We start from the raw sequence: 24,562 nt of genomic DNA on the forward strand, positions 1-24,562 counted from the left end.
ACAAGTTTCTTGGCCTTGGGGTATAGGGCACTTCTGGCCTGAATGCCATATGCATCAATTCCTGCATATTGAACCACTCATCATAAAGAATGAGAATACCGACATAAGCAAGACCTCCTAGAAAATTCAAAAATAGAAACAGATAATTTTTGTTTTTAAAGAGGACTTTTGGGATCAGGTAGAAGAAATTGAAATAGAAAGTGGCCACAAGAAAAATAAACTGTAAGGCCTGTTTGATCCAAAACTCATCAGGGCGCTCCACTTCCGAAGAAAGTGGCGTGAGTAAAAAGATAACCGATCCAAATAGACTCCAGCCCAATATATGGATGAGCAGTGGCATTCTTTTTTTGATAGTAATCTCAGGCATGTTACGAATATTATGTAAATGTTTAGCAAACTAATATAAAGTTTTGCGGTTAAACCACAACAATCTACCAATCAGGGTATTCAATCGTCGAAATGGAAGATTACAAGGTTAAGTCCCCAAAAAAGGAAAAAATATGGGTTCATCAGGCATTCTGACCCTTTGGTCGATGCATTTATACTCTATATCTATTTGATTTTTTTTTGATTTGAATCAGATATTCCTTTGTTGGGTAAACTGTCCAAAAGACAACCACAAAATTTTAAATTGATGAAAACTACAATCCAACTACTATTTACACTTCTTCTTTTGATAGGAGTAAATGTCCCTAAAGGACATGCCCAGGAATCAAAAACTGTCTATAAGATTTCAGGCAGAGTTCTTGACAAATCAAATAATCAGCCTGTTGCCTATGCGGCCGTGTCATTGGTGGATGCAGAAACCCGTCAAAATGTGTCGGGGGCAGTTGCTGATTTTGATGGGGTGTTCATTATCTCAGGGTTCAAAAACGGGAATTACCTTGTTCAGGTATCTTTTATGGGTTTTCAGGCAATGACTTCCGACTTAATTGAAGTCACTGACCAAAAGTCTTCATTTGATTTAGGCCCTCTTTCTCTCGAGCAGGAAGCTGTGGCCTTGCAGGAAGTGACTGTCTTGGGACAGCGTGACCTCATCGAGGAGAAGGTCGATAGGACAATTTACAATGCTGAAAATGACAAAACACTTATCGGTGGCGATGCTTCGGATGTATTGAGAAGGGTACCGATGCTTTCAGTGGATTTGGATGGCAACGTCTCCATGAGAGGAAGTTCAAGCATATTGGTTTTGCTGAACGGCAAGCAATCGGCCATCGTAGCTACTAATGTTGCAGAAGCTTTGAAGCAGATTCCTGCAGAAGAAATTAAATCAGTAGAGGTCATTACTTCCCCCTCTGCCAAATATGACGCAGAAGGTACTGGTGGCGTCATCAATATCATTACCAAGAAAAACAATATCCAAGGGGCTTCCCTGAATATCAATAGCAGTGTCGGCTACAGGGGTTCAAACCTTGGAGTAAATGCAAGTTTGAAACAAAAGAAAATGTCTTGGACTTTGGGTGGATTCGGTAGATCCGGATATAATATCCTTGGATTCTTTGAAAACCAACAATACATAACCAATGCTGACGGTACGACCCGTAACATTTCCCAATATGCGGATACCAGGAACAATATGTTGTTTGGTCGCTACAATTTGGGTTGGGACTATGAAATCAACAAATACAACTTCCTGACAGCTTCGGTCAGCTACGGTATCCGTAACATGAGAAACAGACAGGATGGTCTATTGACTGATACTTATTTGGATGAGGTGCTACAAAGTTCAATTTTGAGGGATGTGAATACGGACAACCTCTCAAACAATGTGGATGTAAACTTTAACTACACCAAATCCTATGAGAAGAAAGGGAAAGAATTCAGTATTTCAGGATTATATAGCCAAAATAACCTGACCAATGACTTTATCAACAGTCAATATGATGGTTCATTTGAGAGCATTTCTAGGAGGATAAAGAACTTAAATGCCGGAACAAACCAGGAATTTACAATTCAGTTGGATTATGTCACTCCTTTGGCGGAGAATCAGATTTTGGAATACGGTGCAAAAAATATCCTGAGAAAAGCAGTCAGTGACTTTGCATATTTCATTGCCGAAGGTCCAGACGGTGAGTTTGTAGAAGTAGAGGACGTTACCTTCTCCAACGAATTCAGCTATGACCAGAATGTAACAGCAGCTTACGCATCTTACACCACTAATTTCTTAAAGAAATATGCTTTCAAAGGTGGTATGAGATATGAATATACCAGCATCAATGCCGATTTCAGCAACTCAGAACTCGACGGTGAGATTCCATCATTCGGAGTATGGGTGCCAAGTTTGAACTTGAGCAGAAAACTTGAAAAAGGAAATATGATCAAAGCGGCCTACAATAGAAGGGTGCAGAGACCATCCTTGAATTTTCTTAACCCAAACATCAATGCGGCCAATCCACAGCAGATATCACAAGGTAATCCGTTATTGGCTCCTGAGTTGACCGATAATTATGAAATGTCATATAGCACCTTCATTAAAGGTTCCAACCTGAACTTTACCACTTACTTTAGAAATACAACGGGATCTATCCAGCCTGTCAGAACCGTATTGGAAGATGACATCATCTTTACAACGTATGAAAATATCGGTCAGGAAAAAGCCTATGGTCTTTCAATATTCAGTAATGTCAATATTTCGGGAAAATTTTCTCTAAACGGAAGTATTGAAGGATATTATGCGCAGTTGGACAATGGCTTGACGGATCCTTTGTATGCTGCCTCCAATGATGGATTTGTATTCAGCGGGAGGATATTCGCTAACTATACCTTACCAAAGTCTTGGCAAGTACAGGCCTTCACTTTCCAGAGAGGAAGAAGGGTTGAACTTCAGGGAACTTCAGGAGGATTTGGGGTTTATGGTTTGAATTTCAACAAATCATTCAATGAGAAAAGAGGTTCAATAGGATTTGGTGCTGAAAACTTCTTTACCAAGGTATTTACCATCAACAATGAGCTTATCACTCCAACAATCTTACAACAAAGTACTGTTGGATTGAAAAACATGAACTTCAAGATCAACTTCAACTATAGGATAGGAAAACTGTCTGTCGATGGTCCGGGGTCTAGAAGAAAGAAAAGAGGCGTAACCAATGATGACTTGAAAGAAGGTGGAGAGGGTAATGCCGGTGCTGCAACAGGGGGAAACAACAATTAATAAATAGTTAAATGATTGGGTAATAGTTATTAAATAACCGCTTGGTTCTGCCAAGCGGTTTTTTTTTATGCATATACGCAATGATGCCAGTAAAATGGTAATTCAATAAATTTCTTGGCAGGAGGTTGGAATGCCCGACACATCGGTCTTCCGAATTCTGTCTTCCTTCCTGTCTGAAGCAGAATATTAGTTTCCTGTCAAAAAAGCGGATATCCATATTCTTTTTAAGATATAATGGTCAGAAATCGTTTGGCATTGACTTTCTCCAATGATTTTCAAAAGAAATAGGAACAAAAAAACCACCCGGTCTTCCCAAGTGGTTTTATAACTTTTTTTCTAATTTTCGGACTTCAGACTTCTAACTTCTCACTTATACATTACTTTTTTAACTGCGTCTATGGTCCTTTTCACATTAGGCAATGTCGCCTCAATGTAGGTAGGAGAATAACTTAAAGGAATGTCCATCGAATTGACCCTTATTACCGGAGCATCAAGATAGTCAAAAGCATTTCTTTGGATATGGTAAGCCAATTCTGAAGAAAGGCCTGCAATTGGATTTGCTTCTTCCACTACCACGCACCTGTTTGTTTTCTTTACAGATTCAAGGCAAGTGGCATAATCTATAGGTCTTACTGTTCTCAAATCTATAATTTCGGCTTCGATACCTTCTTTTGCCAATTCATCGGCTGCTTCGAACACCACTTTCATCATTTTTCCAAATGAGATGATGGTGACATCTTTTCCTTTTCTCTTGACATCTGCTACACCGATTGGCAAAAGGTATTCTCCTTCGGGAACCTCTCCTTTGTCACTGTACATCAATTCAGACTCCATAAAGATTACAGGATCCGGATCTCTGATTGCAGCTTTCATCAAGCCTTTTGCATCATAAGGATTAGAAGGGACAATTACTTTCAATCCGGGGGTGTTGGCAAACCAATTTTCAAAGTTTGAAGAGTGCGTAGCACCAAGCTGACCGGCATTTCCTGTTGGTCCTCTGAATACGATCGGAACACTGTAGGCACCCCCTGACATGGAAAGCATCTTGGCAGCGGAGTTGATGATCTGATCTATGGCAACCAATGAAAAGTTGAATGTCATGAATTCGATGATGGGTTTCAGGCCGTTCATGGCTGCACCCACCCCCAAACCTGCAAAACCAAGTTCTGCGATCGGTGTATCATATACCCTGTCAGGTCCGAACTCGTCCAACATTCCTTGGGATACCTTGTAGGCACCGTTGTATTCTGCCACTTCTTCGCCCATCAGAAACACGTTTTTATCGCGTCTCATTTCTTCGGACATGGCTTCTCTTAATGCTTCTCTAAATTGAATAACTCTCATTTTAAACAATATTTTCGGTCGTAAAAATAGGAAGTAATCCCTCAAATCCAAAACAAGCTTTGGTTTGAGGTCCTATATTTTAGGAATGGTTTTTATCTTTGAAAAAGTCTTTATAAAAATCAATTTTCCGGCTTGATTAAAGGCTTGCCGGATTCTACCCAGTTATTCAATCCCCCTTCAAGCATGTATATTTTGGTAAAGCCGAGTTCTTTCATTTTTTCAGTTGCAGGAATTGTTCTTTTTGCAGACCTGCAATAGACGTAATAGGTTTTTTTCTTATTGAGTTTGCTTACTTCTTCCTCGAAATTACCCCCTGTCCAATTGATAAAAGTAGCACCTTCGATGTAACCTTCAGCAGTCTCTTCAGGCGTACGGATATCAATAATCACAGCCTTTTTTCCTTTGTGTGCCTTGACGTCAAATTCTGCCGGGCTGAGTTTTGTGGCACCTTCTTGTGCGAATGTTTCATATGGGAAGGCAAAGAAAGTGGTCAGGATCATCAGTGTCCATACTGATTTTACCCAAGTGGTTTTATTGTCCATGGTAAATTTAGATGTTAGAATTTTGGGGATTTATTTATTTCTTTAGCAACAAATTTACTGATTAAAAAATTTAAAAAGCCCAAAATGAAGAAAATCGGCCTTATATCTGACTCGCATGGGTACATTGACGAAATGACAATTGCCCACCTGAAAGACGTCGATGAGGTATGGCATGCAGGAGATATCGGGGATATGGCCGTCTTGGATAATCTTCCTACAGATAAGGTGTTGAGAATCATCACGGGAAATATCGATGATCTTGAAGCAAGAAACCAATATCCTGAAGAATTATGGTTTGAAGTAGAAAACCTCAAAGTCGGTATGATTCACATTGGCGGCAAACCTCCCCAATATGCCAAAGGGGTCAAAAACTTGATCAGACAGCATGGAGTTAAACTTTTTGTATGTGGCCATTCCCATATCTGTAAAGTCGAATTTGACAAGAACCTGAACTGTCTTTATATGAATCCGGGTGCCATCGGGCAGTCAGGTTTTCATATCATCAGAACGATGCTGCTATTTGAAATTGAGAATACCAAAATCCAAAACCTTAATGTGGTGGAATTGGGAAAAAGGGGGAGGATTTGAGGGTTAATTGATTATTTGGTTAACTGGTTATTCGATAAACTTAATTGTTCTAAGCCCAATTCTAAAAATTTGAATTAAGAGCAGATTCAGTTTGGCCGATTAAAACAATTAACCAATTAACCCTTTAACCAAATAACCAATAACCAATTAACTAATAACCAAATAACCCTTTAAACAATAACCAATAACCAAATAAAAAAAGGCAACGTGTCTACAGTTGCCTTTTTTATTTCTTGTGAAAGAAAAGAAAAACAGGATTAAGCGAAGTTCTTTTTCAGATCTTCGATGTCAACATTTTTGATTACCGGCTTGGCACTCAACTGTTTGATCTTAATCACTCTTGTATTTTGCTTAAGTCTCTTTCTTTTCAATTTTCTTTTTAAAGCAGTAACTCCCATCGTCTTATTCTTTATGTGAACGCAAATGAACCGCAAAATTAAGATAAAAATTTGATTTTGCTTAACTTTGGACAAAATTAAAATAAAAGATGGCTGTCCAAAAACCAAGTTTGCCCAAAGGAACCCGAGATTTCGGCCCAATCCAAATGGCAAGGAGAAATTTCATTTTAGATACAATCAAAGATACTTTCAGGCTTTTTGGATTCCAGCAGATCGAAACTCCCGCCATGGAAAATCTCAGCACCTTGACGGGAAAATACGGCGATGAAGGCGATCAGTTGTTGTTTAAGATATTAAACAGTGGCGATTTTATCAAAGATGTCAAGGCTGAAGACCTTTTGTCCGGAAGTTCCAAAATATTGCCTAAGGTAGCCGAAAAAGGCCTCCGTTATGACTTAACTGTTCCATTTGCTAGGTATGTAGTGATGAACAGAAATGATATTTCTTTTCCTTTCAAGCGTTTTCAAATCCAACCTGTTTGGAGAGCAGATCGGCCACAGCGGGGCAGGTACAGGGAGTTTTACCAATGTGATGCCGATGTGGTGGGGACGGACAGTTTGGTCTGCGAATTGGAGATTTTGCTGATGATCAAGCGGGTTTTTGGGAAACTTGGGATTGCAGATTATGATATCAAACTCAACAATCGCAAAATCCTGACAGGAATCTCCGAGGTGATCGGTGAAAAAGGAAGAGAAGGGGAGCTTTGTGTCGCCATCGACAAATTAGATAAAATAGGTTGGGAAAAAGTGCAGGAGGAATTGACTCAAAGGAATTTCACCCAAGATGCTGTCCAAAAGCTTGAACCCATCATCTCTCTCCGTGAAGACAATCAGGAAAAGCTTGAATTCTTAAAGGACTTTTTGAGTACTTCAGAAATAGGTTTAAAAGGAATTTCTGAATTGGAGGAGGTATTCAGTTTGTTGGAAAAATATGGAGAAACCCAACAACATGTAGATTTTGATGTTGTCCTTGCCCGTGGACTGACCTATTATACTGGAGCTATTTTCGAAGTCAAAGTCAATAATGTGACAATAGGTTCAGTGAGTGGTGGAGGAAGGTATGACAACCTCACCGGAGTATTTGGTTTGGATGGGGTATCAGGCGTTGGATTCTCATTTGGCGTAGACAGACTTTATGATGTGATGGATGAATTGGGGATTTTTCCTGAAACAGGTTTAGACAAAACTAAAGTGCTGATTACCCATTTTGATGAAAAGGGATTCCTGTACGGACTTCAGATCCTTCAAAAATTGCGATCTAAAGGGATTTCCTCGGAACTGTTTCCTGAGACCGGCAAGATAAAAAAGCAATTGACATATGCTGACAAAAAGGAAATCCCCTATGTGATCGTCCTTGGGGACAATGAAATCCAACAGGGTAATGTCAGTCTCAAAGACCTTAATTCAGGTTCACAGGAGACTGTAAGCTTAGAAAAAGCCATTGAAATCCTATTAACCAAATAACGATTAACCAATAACCAAATAACCACTTTCCAAACCCTCAATCCACCTCCAAAATCGCATTGATGGGGATATGTCTGTTGCATTTCAATGAGATAAATTTGTCTCCTACTGCCCATACAGTAGTATTGACTTGATAAAGCTTGCCATCGGCATCTTCGAAAGTAATTGTCGATTTGCTACGGAGTAGATTGCCAATCGCTTGGGCCCTCATCAATTCAAAATTTCTTCTCCTTATTGCCATAGCATCTGCGAGCACTTCTTTTTTGGAAAATCTGAGTTCACTGATTTTTTCCTTTTCTATTTTCTCAATAGTTTTCATAGGAATGGAATTATATGGATTGAATATACAGGTTATCAATCGGTTAATTTTTCATTTTGTTTCAATGTGTCCATTAAATTTTTTAATGATAAAGATTATCAAAATTTAATTTTGTTGATTTTGGCATAATGATGGTATGTTTCCAACTGGAGTGAATTCCCTTATATTTGCGTCTTATAAAAATGAGTTGCTATGTTTGATTTTATGAGTATCATGAATAAGGTGAAAGAAGCCCAGGCAAAAATCAAAGATGCCCAAGCCAAACTCGTCCACCTTACTGCCGAAGGAGAATCCGGTGCAGGATTAGTGAAAGTGAAAATAAATGGAAACAGGAAGGTTATGTCCATAGAAATGGATGATTCTTTGGTGAATCTCCCTGATAAGGAAATGCTGAGTGACTTGATCGTCGCCGCGACCAACAAAGCAATTGAAGCTATAGAAATCAAGATCAAGGAGGAACTCAAATCTGCCACAGATGGCATGATGCCCAATATTCCGGGAATGGATCTTGGAAGCATGTTTTGATGCAAAATGCCGCAATAGTCATATTGAATTACAATGGAGTGGAAATGTTACGGAAATTCCTTCCTTCCGTGACTCAATTTTCCACTTACCCGGTTATTGTGGCGGACAATGGAAGTTCAGACGATTCCGTTAGGCTGATTCTTAACGAATTTCCACAAATCAGATTGATCCAATTAGAATCGAATTTTGGGTTTACCGGTGGATATAACCGGGCTTTGAATCTTCTCAAAGGATCTTTTGACTATTATATACTTCTCAATTCTGACATTCAAGTAGAACAGGATTGGGATTTGAAACTGGTCCAATTCTTGGAAGAAAACAAAGAAGCCGCTGCTGTGCAGCCAAAGATTTTATCCTTTCCCAACCAGGGGTTTTTTGATTATGCAGGTGCAGGTGGGGGATTTATAGATGGTTTGGGGTATCCTTATTGCAGGGGTAGGATATTCGATACCATAGAAATGGATAAGCACCAATACGACGATGCCATTGAAGTAGATTGGGCTTCGGGAGCTTGTATGGCTGTCAGAGCAAATGTGTTCCATCAAGCAGGTGGATTTGATGAAAGGTTTTTTGCCCACATGGAAGAAATCGATCTTTGTTGGAAAATCAGGAAAATGGGCTATTCCATCCATTATTTGGGAATTTCAAAAGTGTGGCATGTCGGAGGAGGAACGCTTAATAGGAATAATCCGTGGAAAACTTTCCTGAACTTCAGAAATAACTTGCTGATGCTCCACCAAAACCTGACGTCATCTAGTTTCGCATCCGTGTATTTGACAAGAATGCTGTTGGATTTGCTTGCAGCCTTAGTCTTTGTATTAAGGGGGAATTTTCAGGATGGAAAAGCTGTCCTAAAAGCGCACATGGATTTTCACAAAATAAAAACTACATCTGTGCGATCCAAGAATAAAATAGAGGTGGATTTTCCCGCAAGCCCATCTTCCGTTAAATCAATATTGTGGGATTATTATATCAAAGGAAGGAAGACCTATCGGGATCTCTAGTCAAAAAGTACAGGATTGTTCATCTTGCGGAGGTATTTTCTGATTTTCATCATCATTGCGAGACTTACATAGATGATGATAGGGGAACCGAGGGTTATAAAGGAACTGTAAATGAAGAATAACCTGATGCTGTCAATAGGGAAATGGAGACGTTCGCCGAGCTTGTAGCAGACGCCAAAAGCCCTATCTTGAAAAAAAAGCTTAATTTCGTTCATATATAGTAGTTTTTGGTTGGCGGAATAAAAGTACTAATTTAAATTCATTAATCTAATTGAATGCTAAATGTTTGATAATCTGATAAAATCAACCGCCTTTTTTTTAATTATTTACATTTTGGGATCATGCAGTCCCAAGACCGGTCTCTATGACAACCTCATGGACGGAATCGTAGCCAAACCTCAAATTTTGAAATTACATAGGGATTCGGTACGGGTTGAGATTCAGGGAGCAATTCCTTTGGCTTTATTGAACCAAGATTCAAAAATATATCTCTACCCCGAATACATATATGGTGAAGGATCTTTGAGGTTAGGTGAGATTATTCCATTTGATGGGACGTACAACAAAAAATTGATTGACGCCAAGGTAGATCAGAGTATCGTATTTCCATATTTGCCTGGGATGGAAAAAGGGGAATTGATTCTCAAAGGAGTTGTAGAAAGGAAAAAGGGTACTTTTCAGGCTCCAAACAAAGTAATTGCAATCGGGCTAGAAACCACTCCATTATTGACGAGATATGGGCAGGTGCTTCCTGACCAGCCTATTCCCGATATTGGAATTTATATAGTAAGGGACTTTCAGGACATGAACCGGGTAGAAAATAGGGATTTTTATATTCCTTTTGAACTTGGGAAAGGTCAAAAACCCAATCCTGTTTTCCCAGTTTCCTTTTCAGATTACTTAATTAAAGGAGAACCCGGGATGAAAGTGAATAAGGTAGTGGTTACAGGACTGTCTTCCCCTGAATCCAATGACAATATTTCCGGTTTGGCAAAGAAAAGGGGTGATTTTGTTGCTGAAAGACTAAAGACAAACAGATCATTGAAAAATATACCGGTGGAATCGATGTATAGGTCTGGGGATTGGTTTGATCTCCGACAACTTCTGATAGATTATGAAGGTATTTCTGAGGATCAAAAAGACGATATATATGCCATACTCTTAAATGGGAATAGTTTCGCGTCTCAGTTGGCCTCGCTTCAGAAGCTACCGACCTACCGAAATATTTCAAAAGATTTGTTCCCGAAGTTAAGATCTGCCAAAGTCTCTTTTGAGCTTCAAAATACAAGATTTGATGACATTGAAATTTCAGCAAGTGTTTTTGCGCTTTTAAATGGCAATGCGCCTTTGGATGGTTTTACCCAAAACCACCTTACCTATGCTGCGCAAAAAGCGGTAAGACTAAGTGAGAAGGAAGCCATATATAAAAAGTTGAACGAACTTTACCCGACTGAACTTTCCTTCAACAATCTTGGCGTAGTCTATTTGAATATGGCCCAAAGGGAATTGGATGTCCGGAGAAGAAATATTTTCATCACAGATGCCATCTCCAATTTGAGACAGGCAAATAAGATCAAAACAGGATCTATCCATTTGCATAATATCGGCAGGGCTTATTTGTTGAGGGGGGATTATTTTGAGGCTTATGTAGCAATTTCGGAGGCTTCCGCAATCGAAAATGAGGAAACCAATGATTTTCTAAGCTACAATGAAGCCCTCCGAGGGGCTTTGGACATTTTAAATGGGGATTATAAATTGGCTACTATAAGGTTTAACCGAACCGCCGAAAACGAAAGGAATTTTTTTAATAAGGGGATTGCTTACTTTTTATCGGAGGATTATTTGTTGGCCTCGGAAAACTTCGAGGCTGCTGTTCAGGCTGATAGAGAATCCGGGTATGGATTCTATGGATTGGCTTTGATCGCGGCGGTCAATGGTGATAGGGATTCAATGATGGAAAATCTGGAAAAGGCTATTGATAGGAGTGAATTCTTAAAAGAAAAGGGCCTTAAAGATATAAATTTCAAAAATTATAGGAATGAACAGGAGTTTATAAACCTTTTTAAATAGTGCTGAAAAGCAAATATTATTTGCCTCACAAACAAATTTCATTTTTGAGTAAAAACTTTTGAATTTGTGATATATCATTTATATTGGTTGCTGATTTGAGTGTTTTCAATTGAAAACTTCAATTCATATGATGATTGCCAAACAATTAATTTTATTTACATTGGCAGCCATAGAAATTAACATCTATTAACATTAACCCAAAATCTCAACGCCTATGATTCCATCCTTTTTTTTTGAATAGTAAAATAAATCGTTTTAGCACCCTTTCAAACAGTGTTTTGAAGATCAATATCAAAACAGAGTAAAGACAGACCATCTGTCAAGGTATAATCAGCAATAGTCCAGGAAAGCAAGTAAATCTTCCCAAAAACTGTTGCAATTATTTTAAAGATAACTGCAAACGATTGCACTATCTGTAGAATTGATGAAAAACTTGAAATATTATCAATTAATAACTATTACCCAATCAATCTATGTTTATGGAAAAACTCTACAAAAGCCTAAGTGTATTCCTACTACTCTTAGTACTTTCCAGCGCCACGGCGTTGGCTCAAAAAACGGTCACAGGAACCATCTTGGATGAGTTCGGTGATGGATTGCCAGGCGTAACCGTGTTGGTAAAAGGAACCACCACAGGTACTGCCACTGATATTGACGGAAAATTTTCCCTCAATGTACCAAGCAACGAAAGTGTGCTTGTTTTCTCTTTTATAGGTTATAAGGCTGTCGAGCAGGTAGTGGGCAACCGCTCCGTGATCGATTTCGCTATGGCACCGGATGAAAGACAATTGACAGAATTGGTTATCACAGGTTATACCATTGATAGCCGAAGAGAAACTACCGGTGCGATATCCACCGTAAACCCAAGAGACTTGACCATCATACCAACCGGTAACGTGGAGCAGGTTCTTCAAGGTAGGATTGCCGGTGTTACAGTCGTTACAAACGGTCAGCCGGGAACAGCTTCTCAGGTAAGGGTTCGTGGTTTCGGTGCATTTGGAGGAAACCAGCCGCTTTATATTGTGGATGGAGTTCCTGTGGAAAGCACAGATTTCATAAACCCTGACGATATCGAGTCCACTACTGTATTGAAAGATGCAGCTGCGGCCTCAATCTATGGTGCAAGAGCTGCCAACGGTGTGATTATTTACACCACAAAAGGGGGTAGCAAAAAGGCTCAGAAGTTAAGGTTTACCTATGATGGCATGTATGGTTTTACAGATCCAGGTGCAGGTTTAGATATGGCAAACCCTCAGAATTTTGCTGATTTGACTTGGTTGGCAGAAACAAACCAGGCAAGAATTGATGGCAGATCTCCTAACTATGGTCACCCTCAGTTTGGTTCAGGTTCTTCTCCCGTACTACCATATTATATCAATGTTGGCGGTGCTCCAGGTGTGCCTGGTCCATTAAGCCAAGCAGAATTGGATGAGCAAAGAAGGTTGTATAACAATGACCCTCGTTTAGGTCCTGTTCACCAATTGGTACGAGCAGCTACAGGCGAAGGTACAGATTGGTATGAAGCGGTTACAAGAAGAGCGCCTCTTACAAGACACTCTTTGGGCTTCTCAGGAGGAAATGGTACTAGTAGGTTCTTTATGGGCTTGGGTATTCAGGACCAAGCCGGTATCCTAATAGGTAACGACTTCAGAAGGATTTCCCTAAGAGCAAACTCAGAGCATGACTTAGGATCCAAAGTAAGAATCGGACAAAACTTCCAGGCAACTTACAGGTCCGTATTGGGACAAGGTGGTGGTAACAATGGACAGGGCGTTGCACGTGATGAAAACGATATCCTACAAGCTTTCAGAATGCCTTCCATAATTCCTGTTAGAGACGAATTTGGAGGCTATGCAGGTACTGCTGCTAGAGGATTCAACAACCCAAGAAACCCTGTTGCCAACAGAGAAGGTCTTGAAAACAACAGAAACTTCAACGCCAATGCATTTGGTAACGTGTATTTGGAAGTGGATCCCATCGAGAATTTGACCTTCAGAACATCTATCGGTGGTCAGTATGACAACTTCTACGGGGTAGGATTCAGCAGATTACAATATGAAAACTCTGAAAACAACTCCGCATTCGGATACAATGAGTTTTCAGGATATGTAATGAGATGGACTTTCACCAACACCTTGACTTATACCAAAAAATGGAACCAACATGCAGTGAGGGCTTTGTTAGGTCAGGAAGCTTTGAACACAGGTTCAGGGAGAAACATCTCCGCATCAGGTCAGAGTCCTTTCTCAGAAGATCCTAATTTCGTAAACATTTCTAACTTGCCGGTATCTTCAAGACAGGTTAACTCCAGTCAGTTTAAAGGAGTGAATTTCTACTCTCTATTTGCAACAGCAAGATACACGTACAATGACAAATATATTGTTGACGCAGTAGTTAGAAGAGATGGTTCTTCAAGATTTGGTGCAAACAACAGATTCGGTGTTTTCCCTGCATTCTCTGCAGCTTGGAGAATCTCGGCTGAAAGCTTCATGGCTTCAGCTACTTGGTTGGATGACTTGAAAATCCGAGGTGGTTGGGGTCAAATGGGTAACTCCAACAACGTAAACCCTGATAACCAATACAGTTTGTTCGGTGGTAACGTTGGTGCATCTTCTTATGATATAGCAGGTACTAATAGTTCAGCTATCATCGGTTTTAGAAGATCAAGATTAGGAAACCCTGATGGCAAGTGGGAAACCTCAGTGACCAAAAACATTGGTTTTGATGGTACCGCTTTTGGAGGAAAATTGGACGTAATCGTTGATTTCTGGCAAAAAGATACCAAGGACTTGTTGTTTACAGTTCCTGTTCCTTCTACAGCAGGTTTTAACGCTGCTGCCCCTTCGGTTAACGTTGGTGAAATGTTAAACAGAGGTGTGGACATCATGGTAGCTACTAGGGGTAATTTCAGCAAAGACTGGAGATATGAATTCCAAGTCAATGGTGGTTTGCTAAAAAATGAGATTGTAGCCTTGTCTGAAGGTTTGGACTTCATCACTGCAGGAAACCCCAGTTTCAGAGGAATTGAGCCAATCAGAAATGCAGTCGGCCAGCCTCTTTCTTCTTTCTTTGGATATCAGGTGCAAGGACTATTCCGTGACCAAGAAGATGTCAACAGTCATGCTACCCAAACAGGCGCTGCTCCGGGAAGATTTAAGTTCCAGGATATCAATGGTGACGGAGAGATTACTCCGGATGACAGGACTTTCTTGGGAAGCCCGGTTCCTAAATTCTCCGGAGGTTTCAACTTCACTATCGGATACAAGAACTTTGATTTGGCTGCCTATTTCTACGGAACTTCTGGCAACAAAATCTGGGCCCAGTGGAGATGGTTTACTGACTTCTTCCAGACTTTCGAAGGTGCTGCGATTTCTTCCAGGTTGAATGATGCTTGGACTCCAAATAACCTTGGTGCTTCAATTCCTGTTGTTGAGAAAACTGCAAACTTCAGTACTTCCAACGTTGCCAATTCTTACTATGTAGCTGATGGTTCTTACCTGAGATTGCAAAACCTTACTATTGGTTATACTCTTCCAAATGAGATCCTTCAAAGATGGAAGATTGAAAGATTGAGGATATTTGGTTCTGCCAACAACCTATTCACTTTGACAGGTTATGATGGCTTGGATCCAATGGTGGGTGGTAACGTGGATACTGCCTTTGGTATAGATGTAGGTAACTATCCTGTTACAAGAGGATATACCTGGGGTTTGAATCTTAGTTTCTAATCAAACATTTTGTGATACAAACTGTTGAAAAAAAAAATTCATAAATCAAGTTAAATTATGAAAAACATAAAATATCAATTCGCGGCAATGATGACAGCAGGAATGATGCTGTTTGCTACAAGTTGTAAAGATTCCTTTCTGGAAATTCCTCCGGTTGGGCAATTAAGTGAAGCCCAATTGTCTTCACTTGCAGGGATAGATGCGGTTTTGATTTCTGTATATTCCCAGGTGAATGGTAGAAATCAAAGATTGGCTTCTCCTTCTAATTGGGTTTGGGGAAGTATCAGGGGCGGTGATGCCAACAAAGGTACTGACCCGGGTGATTTCTCCACAATCAACCCTATCCAAAGATTCGAGACTGATCCAACTGTAGCCATCCTTGAAGAAAACTGGAATGGTAATTTTGAAGGTATTGCCAGGGCAAACCAAGTATTGAGGTTGTTGGATAAAAAAGGTGATGATGTTTCTGATGCCTATGCCACGATCGTGGAAGCGCAGGCAAGATTCTTGAAAGCGCATTTCTATTTCCAATTGTGGAGAAACTTTGACAAAGTGCCTATCATCCCTAAAGATGCTGATTACAAAGCCGGTTTGGAAGAGATCAAAAATGATCAAGAGATGCTTCCATACATTGAAGCTGAAATGAGGTTTGCAGTTGCGAATCTTCCTGCCACCCAACCTCAGGTTGGAAGGGTGAATTCTTGGGCAGCTAAAGCATATTTGGCTAAGATTTTACTTTATGGTAAGAAATATGCCGAAGCAAAAACCATATTCGATGATGTGATTGCAAACGGTGTGACAAGTAATGGCTTGAAGTACGGTTTGGTTCCCTACTATGATAATATGTTTAGAGGTGCCAATGACAACCACCAAGAGTCGATTTGGGCTTATCAGTCCGCTGCTAATACGGGTTCTGTTAATAACGCCAATCCTGAATTCGATTTGAACTTCCCATACAATACCGGGCCTAACGGACCAGGCAACTGCTGTGGATTCTTCCAGCCAAGCTTTACTTTCGTAAACTCATTCAGAACAAGCGGTGGTTTGCCTTTGTTGGATGGTTCATTCAATGCACCTGCAAACAGGGTTGCAAATGATATGGGTCTTACTTCAGATCAAGCTTTCACCCCTGATGCAGGTCCACTCGATCCAAGAGTTGATCATACTACAGGCAGAAGAGGTATCCCTTATTTGGATTGGAGGGATTTTCCAGGTCAAGCCTGGATCCGTAACCAACCAAATGCTGGACCTTATAGCCCTAAGAAGTATGTTTACACAAGAGCTGAGCAAGGTTCTTTCCAAGATAACTCTTCTTGGACTCCGGGTTATACAGGTATCAACTTTATGATCATCCGTTTTGCTGATGTATTGTTGATGTCTGCTGAAGTTGAAGTGGAATTGGGTAACCTAGAAGCTGCAAGAGCATTGGTAAACCAAGTAAGAACTAGAGCTAAGAACTCTCCACTATTGAGAGGTGATGGTACTCCTGCTGCCAATTATGTGATCAATACTTATGATGCTGCTTGGACGGATGCAAATACCGCCCGTGCTGCAGTAAGATTCGAGCGTAAGTTGGAATTGGGTATGGAAGGTCATAGATTCTATGATTTGGTAAGATGGCAGACTGATAAAGCTGAATTGGATGCATATTTTGCATTGGATGGTGTTTTGTTAGCAGCTGCTTTGGGAAGTACTTCTTATGACATCAAACACCGTTTGTTGCCATTGCCTCAAAATCAGATTGACCTAGTAGGTTCCGATATATTGACGCAAAACCCTGGATTCTAATCCAAAGTCAAATAACAAATATGAAAGAGGTGGCCAAATGGTCACCTCTTTTTTTTGGGGTTGGTTGATTTTTACCTTTTCTTTTTTTGGATCCCATAATTACCCGTAAATTCAAAGCCTGACCTATAGCACTATTTAACCCAATCAAAGCCATGAAATCTTTCAATTATATCGGAATATTTTTATTGCTTATTCTCTATTCCTGCTCCAATAAAGAGAATACGCTATTTCAGCTCCGCACCCAAAATGAGACCGGTATAGAATTCAATAACCTCATTGTGGAAACTGACTCCTTCAATATCCTCACAGATGAATATATTTTCAATGGGGGAGGAGTTGCAGTCGGAGACTTTAACAATGATGGCCTGCCCGATTTGTTCTTTACAGGAAACCAGGTACCCAACAAACTTTTTCTGAATGAAGGCAAATTCAAATTCAAAGATGTCAGCACAGTTGCAGGAATTGGAGCAAAAGAAAGGTGGAGTACAGGAGTGACTGTGGTCGATATCAACGGAGACGGTCTTTTGGATGTCTATGTCTGTGCTGCGATGTTCAAGGAATCGGAAAAGAGGGCAAATATGCTCTTTGTAAATCAGGGATTGAATGGGGATGGAGTGCCGACTTTTGTCGAATCTGCCTCCCAATATGGCATAGCAGGTGCTGACAACAGCATGATGGCGACTTTTTTTGATTACAACAATGATGGTCTTTTGGACCTCTATGTCCTCAACAACGAGCAGAGTAAAACCATAGCTTCCAATTACAGAGAAAAAATAATTGACGGTTCCGCCATCAACAATGACCGCCTATACCGCAACAACGGAAACGGGACTTTTTCAGATGTGACCATCGAAGCAGGCATTATTATCGAAGGCTTTGGCCTTGGACTGGCAGTGGCCGACCTGAATAGTGACGGTTGGTCAGACCTGTACATCAGCAATGATTACACGACCAATGACATCCTTTATATCAACAACCAAGATGGTACTTTCTCTAACCAATCCAAAGCCCATCTCCGTCACCAAAGTATGTTCTCTATGGGGTCTGACATTTCCGATTATAACAATGACGGTTTCCCTGATATTGTGACTTTGGACATGCTCGGCGAAAACAACTTCAGGAAAAAAACCACCATCTCTAAGAATTCTTACCAAACATACATCAGCAACGAACAATGGGGCTACGAATACCAGCACGTCCGAAACATGCTTCATGTAGGAAACGGACCCAATATTCCTTTTAGTGAAATCGGTTTCATGGCAGGAATGTACCAGACAGATTGGTCTTGGTCTCCCTTGTTTGTGGACATGGACAATGATGGCAAAAGGGATTTGTTGATCACCAATGGCTTTCCAAGGGATATCACCGACAAGGACTTTGCAAACTACAGGGCAGATGTGGGTGGGGTCGCTTCAGTCAGACAATTATTGGATTCCATACCCATTATCAAAATTCCAAATTACAGCTATAGAAATAAGGGAGATTGGACATTTGAAGATGTAGGTAATGCATGGGGACTTAACAAACCTTCTTTTTCCAATGGTTCTGCGTATGTGGACCTCGACAAAGATGGCGATTTGGATTATGTCGTCAATAACATCAATGACCCGGCTTTTGTATTTGAAAACACACTTGATCACAATGAAAACAAGCCAAATTACTTCCGGGTAAAATTGAATGGATCTTCCTCCAATTCTTTTGGAATTGGGGCAAAACTGGTTGTAAGATTTGGGGAAGGGGAATTTCAATACCACGAGCAGCAGCTCTCTAGAGGGTATTTGTCTGCGGTGGAAGACATTATCCACTTTGGACTTGGAGCAAATAAAGAAATCAGTTCCTTGGAAATCCTTTGGCCTGACGGTCGGTACGAAAAAACAGACGGACTCCTTGCCAATCAAGTGGTCGAGCTGACCCATGCCAATGCCTCAGCCAAGCCTGACATGCTCGCATTTCCTTTAGGGCCAAAAGCAGTAACCCCACTTTTGGAGGAAGTATCTGCACAGGTTGGGGTGGATTTTATCCATCAGGAAATGGATAAAATTGACTTCAATATCCAAAGAACCCTTCCTCATAAACTCACCCAATACGGGCCAAGTTTGGCGCTTGGTGACCTGAATGGGGACGGTTTGGAAGATTTCATTATTGGGAGTGCCTCAACGTTTTCTCCCCTTATCAATTTACAAAAGACTGATGGGACTTTTGATTCAAAAGAAATGTTTGTATCGGAAAGTGAGAAGTCCTTTGAAGAAATGGGAATGGTCCTTTTTGATATAGACAACGACGGGGACTTGGACCTCTATATGGTGTCAGGAAGCTCGGAGTTTTTACCCGATGCTACCGAATACCAAGACAGGTTATTTGTCAACGATGGCAAAGGCAACTTTACCGAAGCCAAAGACAGGATTCCTGTACTGAAGTCAAGCGGTACTGTTGTAAGGGCTGCTGATTTTGACGGAGATGGTTACATGGATTTGTTTGTGGGTGGAAGAACCCCAATTGCCCAATATCCCCTTCCAGACCAATCTTTGCTCCTGAAAAATAACCAAGGGAAACTGGAAGATGTCACCGACCTGATGGCACCGGGACTCCGCAGGATCGGTATGGTGACAGACGCGCTTTGGACAGACATAGATGGAGATGGTAAACTTGACCTCATGGTGGCCGGTGAATTGATGCCAATCTCTGTTTTCCTAAACAAAGGAACAAAGCTTGAAAAGATGGCCGGTACTGGATTGGAAGACCATCTTGGATGGTGGAACAGTCTCTCAGCAGGGGATTTTGATGGAGATGGGGACATGGACTATGTAGCGGGTAACATGGGTTCCAACAATTACTACCATCCCACCGCGGAGCGTCCGGTGAAAATTTACGCAAAAGATTTTGACCTCAACAAAAGCATAGACCCGGTCACCATCACCTATTTCAAGGACCAGGAAAACAAATACATTCCCGTTCCTGCACACTATTGGGATGACCTGTATGGGCAAAGCACCCTTTTCCGAAGGAAATTTGAACGGTATAAGCAATATGCGAGGATCACGGAAATAGATTTGTTTACCCCTGAAGAATTGGAGGGAGTCACTATTAAAGTCGGCAATTATGACCGGAGCAGTTATATCGAAAACCTAGGCAATGGCAAGTTCGAAATCCACGAATTGCCTTTATTGGCGCAAGTTGCGCCAGTGAATGGCATGGTAGTCGATGACCTTAATCAGGACGGGAATTTGGATGTCTTATTGGTGGGAAATGACTATGGCAATGAGGTGTTTTCAGGGAGGTATGATGCCTTGACAGGCTTGGTTTTGTTGGGAGATGGTAAAGGCGACTTTGAAGCTGTAAGAAGCCTTGAAAGCGGTTTTGTCGTCCCTGGAGATGCCAAAGCCATGGCAGTTCTGACTATGGGAGATGGCAGGAATCTCTACCTGTCAACACAAAACAGAAATGCGATGAAAATCCATACCTTGAAAAATCCACCTTCCGGAACAGCCTTCAAAGTACCGGCAGGAATCCATACGCTTGTTTTGGAATTGGAAAACGGCAAAACCCAAAAAATAGAAATCTTCAACCGCTCAGGTTTCCTATCCAACTCAGGAGGTTTCATTTCTTTGCCTTCAAATTTGAAAAGCTTGAAAGGGATTGATTACAAAGGGGGAGTAGCGGGGGTAGAGTTTTAACTCTGGATATCCGTGAAATACTACCATTGGTTTTAAATTTGACAGAATACGCATAAAGTCCTGCTCAATAAAGAAACTGAAGATCAAATATATATTATAAGTCTGAAGAGGGGTGTTTCTAATTTGGCTTTGGTATAGGAAGCTTTGGAGCTGTTCCAAAAAAGTGAAAGGATCAATTTCCCGTTTTCCAAACAATTATTATTAAAAAAACTTGAAAGAAAGGTCTTTACCCTTAATAGTATAAAACTTAGGTTTGATACCGGACTCAGATATGTAATCGGGATACATATTCCTTCGGTGTCATTCCGACATTTTTCTTAAATGCAAGGTAAAATGGGGACTTGGAATTGAATCCGGCCATTTCTGCTACTGAATCTATGGTATGCTTTTGCAAATCCAAGGTTAGCAAAATTTCCTTTGCTGTCTCTATCCGATAGGTATTCAAATAATTTGTAAAATTGAGATTGGTCTTTTCGTTTACCACCTGAGATAATTGCTGTGGACTTACTTTAAGCACCTTTGACACCTCATTCAAGGTCAATCCGGCATTTAGGTAAGGTTTGTTTTCATTATTCAAAAAATGAATTAATTCCTGTAGTATAGTTTCTTTATTCTCCTCAGAGAGTTTTGAATGGGAATATTTTTCTTTCTGTATAAGTTCTTGAATCTTTTTATCAGTAGTTTTTCCGTAAAGCAACTCAGGATAAAGCATCAATGCGATAGTCGTGCTGTAAAGGTAAATGGTCTCTATTATAATCGTATACCGGTATGCATCTTCAAATAATTTAAATCCTGAAATAATGTTACATAATAATCCAAATAACAATATGGTCTGACCTGAAAGAAAAATAGTAAACCATGAAGACAATGCCAGTTGGGACTTATCGTCAGTATTATTCCTTGGCCTGAATCTATAAAAAACATATATCTGCAAAATCAGATATATAAGGGCAGCCAATGTTTTTACAACCGAATGAATAGGCAAAATCAATGATCCTGTTTCATACAAGGTGTTGTATTGAATTATTTTTTCCGTTGCACTGCTGAAAAAAAAAGGGAAAAACTCGACTAAATTGATCAAAAAGGGCAAGAGGTGCAATAAATGTATTTTCTGAAATCTAAAATCGGTTTTGAATGAGGCAAGTGCATAAAAATAACAGATCGGCCCAAATAGGTAATGAAGCGGACTATCCAGCCTGAATAAATGTGGAAAATATACCGCGTTTCCTGAAAAAGTAATCGTGCCGATAATCACTATGGCCGAGCCGATCAGTAGAAACATGGCCAAGGTAAACTTAACCAACGGCTTACCTTTCAGTTTACTCAAAATGATAATCAATAGAATGAATCCCAGGTAGCCGCCAAAAATGCTGAAGAGTTCAACTAATGAAAAATTCATATTTACTGAGATTTTTTAGAATTTGAAGTTAATTAATCCTGAAACATATTTCAATACAAACTAGACATTAATAAAGTCAATTCCTAAATGACGGTTTTTTAGGTTTGTCATACGGTATTTCTGACTGAAAGAGTGTTTCCCGAAGTTCAGATAGCTTTTTATGCAGTTCCAAATAAATTCTTTCCTTGATGAAATCTGATTTAATTGCTTATGTCTTTATTTTCCTGCTTTTAAGTTCAGGTTGTCAAAACAAACAAGTAACAAGTTTGGACAATACTGAAACATCAGGTTCTGTACTCCCTTTTCCAGAACCTAGGACTGCAAGCATTGCAGGTGAAAGCCTGTCGGAAAGCAAACATCAAAGGAGACTCAGGCAAAACCACCTCCCGGCAGATGCACCTAATATCATCATTGTGTTGATGGATGATGTTGGATTTGGAACTCCTTCAACATTTGGAGGGGAGATCAATACACCTACTTTGTCAAGAGTTGCCGCCCAGGGAATCTCCTTCAATGCATTCCATACGACAGCCATCTGTTCGCCTACACGCGCCTCCCTATTGACTGGAAGAAACCATACAAGGGTGGGAAATGGGACAATTGCCGAACGTGCCGTGGATTGGGATGGATATACGGGAATCATTCCAAAAGAAGCCGCAACTGTATCTGAGGTTTTGAAAAATTACGGATACAGTACCTCTGCCTTTGGCAAATGGCACAATACGCCTGCAAACCAGACTACCTCCCAGGGGCCATTTAACTATTGGCCAAATAACTATGGATTTGAACATTTCTATGGATTTCTGGCAGGTGAAACTTCACAATGGGAACCAAGGCTTGTCAGGGATTTTACTCCCATTGAACCCCCTCACCAGGAAGGATACCATTTGACTACAGACTTGGCTGACCGTGCCATCGACTGGCTGCACCAGCAGCATGCATTTGCCCAGGATAAGCCCTTCTTTCTTTATTTCGCACCGGGGGCAGGTCATGGTCCTCACCATATCAATAAGGAGTGGGCTGATAAATACAAAGGAAAGTTTGATGATGGCTGGGACAATTACAGGGAACGGGTCTTTGACCGTCAAAAGGAACTCGGATGGATACCTGAAAACACCAAACTAACGGAAAGGGATATTACGATGGCATCTTGGGAAAGTATTCCCGATTCGGAAAAACCATTTCAGAGAAGACTGATGGAGGTTTTTGCCGGATTTGTAGAACATGCCGATTATGAAGTGGGTAGGGTTCTGGATGCAGTGGAAGAAATGGGTGAGACAGAGAACACTATGGTGATTTTTATCTGGGGAGATAATGGATCGAGCGCCGAAGGTCAAAATGGATCCATCAGTGAATTGCTTGCCCAGAACCAGATTCCCAACACCATCCAACAGCAGCTGGAAACGCTTGAATTACTCGGTGGTCTAGAAGCTATTGGAAGCCCATTGACGGATAACATATACCATGCTGGATGGGCATGGGCTGGCAATACACCTTTCAAACACACAAAATTGATTGCCTCCCATTTTGGCGGCACAAGAAATCCTTTGGTCATCAGTTGGCCAAAAGGTATCAAGCCTGATAAAACACCCCGCAACCAATTTCACCATGTGAATGACATCACACCTACTATTTATGATATTCTTGGTATTACGGCTCCAAAGGTGGTCAACGGATTTGAGCAGATTCCATTAGATGGCGTTAGCATGAGATACACATTTGGAAGTGCTACAGCGGTTCCTGTTTCCAAAACCCAGTTCTTTGATAACAACGGAAGCCGGGGTATTCACCAAGATGGTTGGTTTGCATCCACTTTCGGACCGCTTTATCCATGGATTCCTGCCCAAAAAGGCTTGGATCAATGGGATTCAAAAGCAGATGTATGGGAATTGTATAATCTCAGCGAAGATTTTTCGCAGGCAGAAAATCTTGCCACTCAGGAACCCGAACGGCTTGATAACATGAAAGCCTTATTTATGGAGCAGGCAAAAGCAAACAAGGATTTGCCTATAGGTGCAGGGATCTGGTTGAGGCTTCACCCCGAAGATGTCATTACTTCCCAATATAAAAGCTGGGTTTTTAACGCAAGCACAACCCGAATGCCGGAATTCAGTGCTCCGGGTTTAGGAAAGAAAAGTAACAAAGTCACCATCGATATGGAAGTCACTGCCAATGCGAACGGGGTGATATATGCGCTTGGAGGAGGCTCTGGTGGACTAACATTTTTTATGGAAAATGGCAAGCTGGTGTATGAGTACAATATGATGATCATCGAAAGGTATACAGTGGAATCTCCGGATAAACTTACTGCTGGCAGACATCAGATTGAGGTACTTACCAAGATTGCCAAACCCGGTGCGCCGGCTTCGATAGAAATTTTGGTGGACGGCAAAATGGTTGCAAAAGGTGAAGTATCCCGGACTGTTCCGGCTGCTTTTACCGCAAGTGAAACCTTTGATGTCGGTATAGATCTGGGATCCCCTGTATCATTGCGATACCACAAAAAAACCCCTTTCAAATTCAGCGGAAATATCAAAAGTGTCAAAGTAGAATTATTTTAAGCCAAAAT

The 24,562-nt window shown here is 40.7% G+C and carries 15 protein-coding genes and 1 pseudogene; 10 read left to right on the plus strand and 6 right to left on the minus strand.

From position 1 onward, the window contains the following. Nucleotides 1-367 (minus strand): annotated as a pseudogene (locus ACZFYI_RS00415) (histidine kinase); the annotation flags it as partial. 267 nt (nt 368-634) lie between these two features. On the opposite strand from ACZFYI_RS00415, the gene ACZFYI_RS00420 reads away from it, so the two are divergent. Continuing rightward, on the plus strand, nt 635-3,151 hold the full coding sequence (locus ACZFYI_RS00420; RefSeq protein ID WP_462522146.1) for a TonB-dependent receptor: 2,517 nt from the start codon (nt 635-637) through the stop codon (nt 3,149-3,151). Nucleotides 3,152-3,517: 366 nt separating this feature from the next. Here the strand turns inward: ACZFYI_RS00420 and ACZFYI_RS00425 are convergent, their stop codons facing one another. Further along, nucleotides 3,518-4,495: a pyruvate dehydrogenase complex E1 component subunit beta gene (locus tag ACZFYI_RS00425; RefSeq protein ID WP_462522147.1), complete on the minus strand. Its 978-nt coding sequence runs from the start codon at nt 4,493-4,495 to the stop codon at nt 3,518-3,520. Nucleotides 4,496-4,614: 119 nt separating this feature from the next. Next, nucleotides 4,615-5,037 carry a rhodanese-like domain-containing protein gene (locus ACZFYI_RS00430; protein ID WP_462522148.1) on the minus strand — a complete coding sequence of 141 codons (423 nt, stop codon included), beginning with the start codon at nt 5,035-5,037 and terminating at the stop codon, nt 4,615-4,617. An 84-nt stretch (nt 5,038-5,121) separates the two neighbouring features. On the opposite strand from ACZFYI_RS00430, the gene ACZFYI_RS00435 reads away from it, so the two are divergent. Together ACZFYI_RS00435 and hisS are read left to right on the plus strand one after the other, a co-directional pair. Continuing rightward, entirely contained in the window at nt 5,122-5,625 is a 504-nt protein-coding gene (locus ACZFYI_RS00435; RefSeq protein WP_462522149.1) for a metallophosphoesterase family protein, read from the plus strand. 487 nt (nt 5,626-6,112) lie between these two features. Then, entirely contained in the window at nt 6,113-7,486 is a 1,374-nt protein-coding gene (gene hisS, locus ACZFYI_RS00440) for a histidine--tRNA ligase (RefSeq protein ID WP_462522150.1), read from the plus strand. A gap of 37 nt (nt 7,487-7,523) precedes the next feature. Here the strand turns inward: hisS and ACZFYI_RS00445 are convergent, their stop codons facing one another. Next, nucleotides 7,524-7,805 (minus strand): hypothetical protein, encoded by a 282-nt coding sequence (locus tag ACZFYI_RS00445; protein ID WP_462522151.1) that lies wholly within the window; start codon nt 7,803-7,805, stop codon nt 7,524-7,526. A gap of 192 nt (nt 7,806-7,997) precedes the next feature. Here ACZFYI_RS00445 and ACZFYI_RS00450 point away from each other — a divergent pair, with 192 nt between their 5' ends. Together ACZFYI_RS00450 and ACZFYI_RS00455 are read left to right on the plus strand one after the other, a co-directional pair. After that, nucleotides 7,998-8,330 (plus strand): YbaB/EbfC family nucleoid-associated protein, encoded by a 333-nt coding sequence (locus tag ACZFYI_RS00450; protein ID WP_462522152.1) that lies wholly within the window; start codon nt 7,998-8,000, stop codon nt 8,328-8,330. Continuing rightward, nucleotides 8,330-9,334 (plus strand): glycosyltransferase family 2 protein, encoded by a 1,005-nt coding sequence (locus ACZFYI_RS00455; protein WP_462522153.1) that lies wholly within the window; start codon nt 8,330-8,332, stop codon nt 9,332-9,334. The genes ACZFYI_RS00450 and ACZFYI_RS00455 overlap by 1 nt, the downstream gene beginning before the upstream one ends. On the opposite strand, the gene ACZFYI_RS00460 is transcribed toward ACZFYI_RS00455, so the two are convergent. Beyond that, complete coding sequence (locus ACZFYI_RS00460; protein WP_462522154.1) at nt 9,331-9,549, minus strand: PspC family transcriptional regulator; 219 nt, start codon at nt 9,547-9,549, stop codon at nt 9,331-9,333. The genes ACZFYI_RS00455 and ACZFYI_RS00460 overlap by 4 nt on opposite strands. A gap of 118 nt (nt 9,550-9,667) precedes the next feature. Here ACZFYI_RS00460 and ACZFYI_RS00465 point away from each other — a divergent pair, with 118 nt between their 5' ends. The 4 genes from ACZFYI_RS00465 to ACZFYI_RS00480 all read left to right on the plus strand — a co-directional run bounded on the left by ACZFYI_RS00465 (nt 9,668) and on the right by ACZFYI_RS00480 (nt 20,594). After that, nucleotides 9,668-11,404, plus strand: coding sequence for a tetratricopeptide repeat protein (locus ACZFYI_RS00465; RefSeq protein ID WP_462522155.1), 1,737 nt, complete (start codon nt 9,668-9,670; stop codon nt 11,402-11,404). Between the two features lie 473 nt (nt 11,405-11,877). Further along, nucleotides 11,878-15,132 (plus strand): SusC/RagA family TonB-linked outer membrane protein, encoded by a 3,255-nt coding sequence (locus tag ACZFYI_RS00470; protein WP_462522156.1) that lies wholly within the window; start codon nt 11,878-11,880, stop codon nt 15,130-15,132. A gap of 57 nt (nt 15,133-15,189) precedes the next feature. Continuing rightward, a complete protein-coding gene (locus ACZFYI_RS00475) occupies nt 15,190-16,920 on the plus strand; it encodes a RagB/SusD family nutrient uptake outer membrane protein (RefSeq protein ID WP_462522157.1) in 1,731 nt (576 codons plus the stop codon). A gap of 152 nt (nt 16,921-17,072) precedes the next feature. Further along, on the plus strand, nt 17,073-20,594 hold the full coding sequence (locus ACZFYI_RS00480) for a VCBS repeat-containing protein (RefSeq protein ID WP_462522158.1): 3,522 nt from the start codon (nt 17,073-17,075) through the stop codon (nt 20,592-20,594). A gap of 265 nt (nt 20,595-20,859) precedes the next feature. Here ACZFYI_RS00480 and ACZFYI_RS00485 read toward each other — a convergent pair whose 3' ends face one another. After that, nucleotides 20,860-21,993: a helix-turn-helix domain-containing protein gene (locus tag ACZFYI_RS00485; RefSeq protein WP_462522159.1), complete on the minus strand. Its 1,134-nt coding sequence runs from the start codon at nt 21,991-21,993 to the stop codon at nt 20,860-20,862. A 188-nt stretch (nt 21,994-22,181) separates the two neighbouring features. Here ACZFYI_RS00485 and ACZFYI_RS00490 point away from each other — a divergent pair, with 188 nt between their 5' ends. Further along, nucleotides 22,182-24,554 carry an arylsulfatase gene (locus ACZFYI_RS00490; RefSeq protein ID WP_462522160.1) on the plus strand — a complete coding sequence of 791 codons (2,373 nt, stop codon included), beginning with the start codon at nt 22,182-22,184 and terminating at the stop codon, nt 24,552-24,554. Nucleotides 24,555-24,562: the final 8 nt, after the last annotated feature.

This window comes from Aquiflexum sp., from assembly GCF_977115555.1.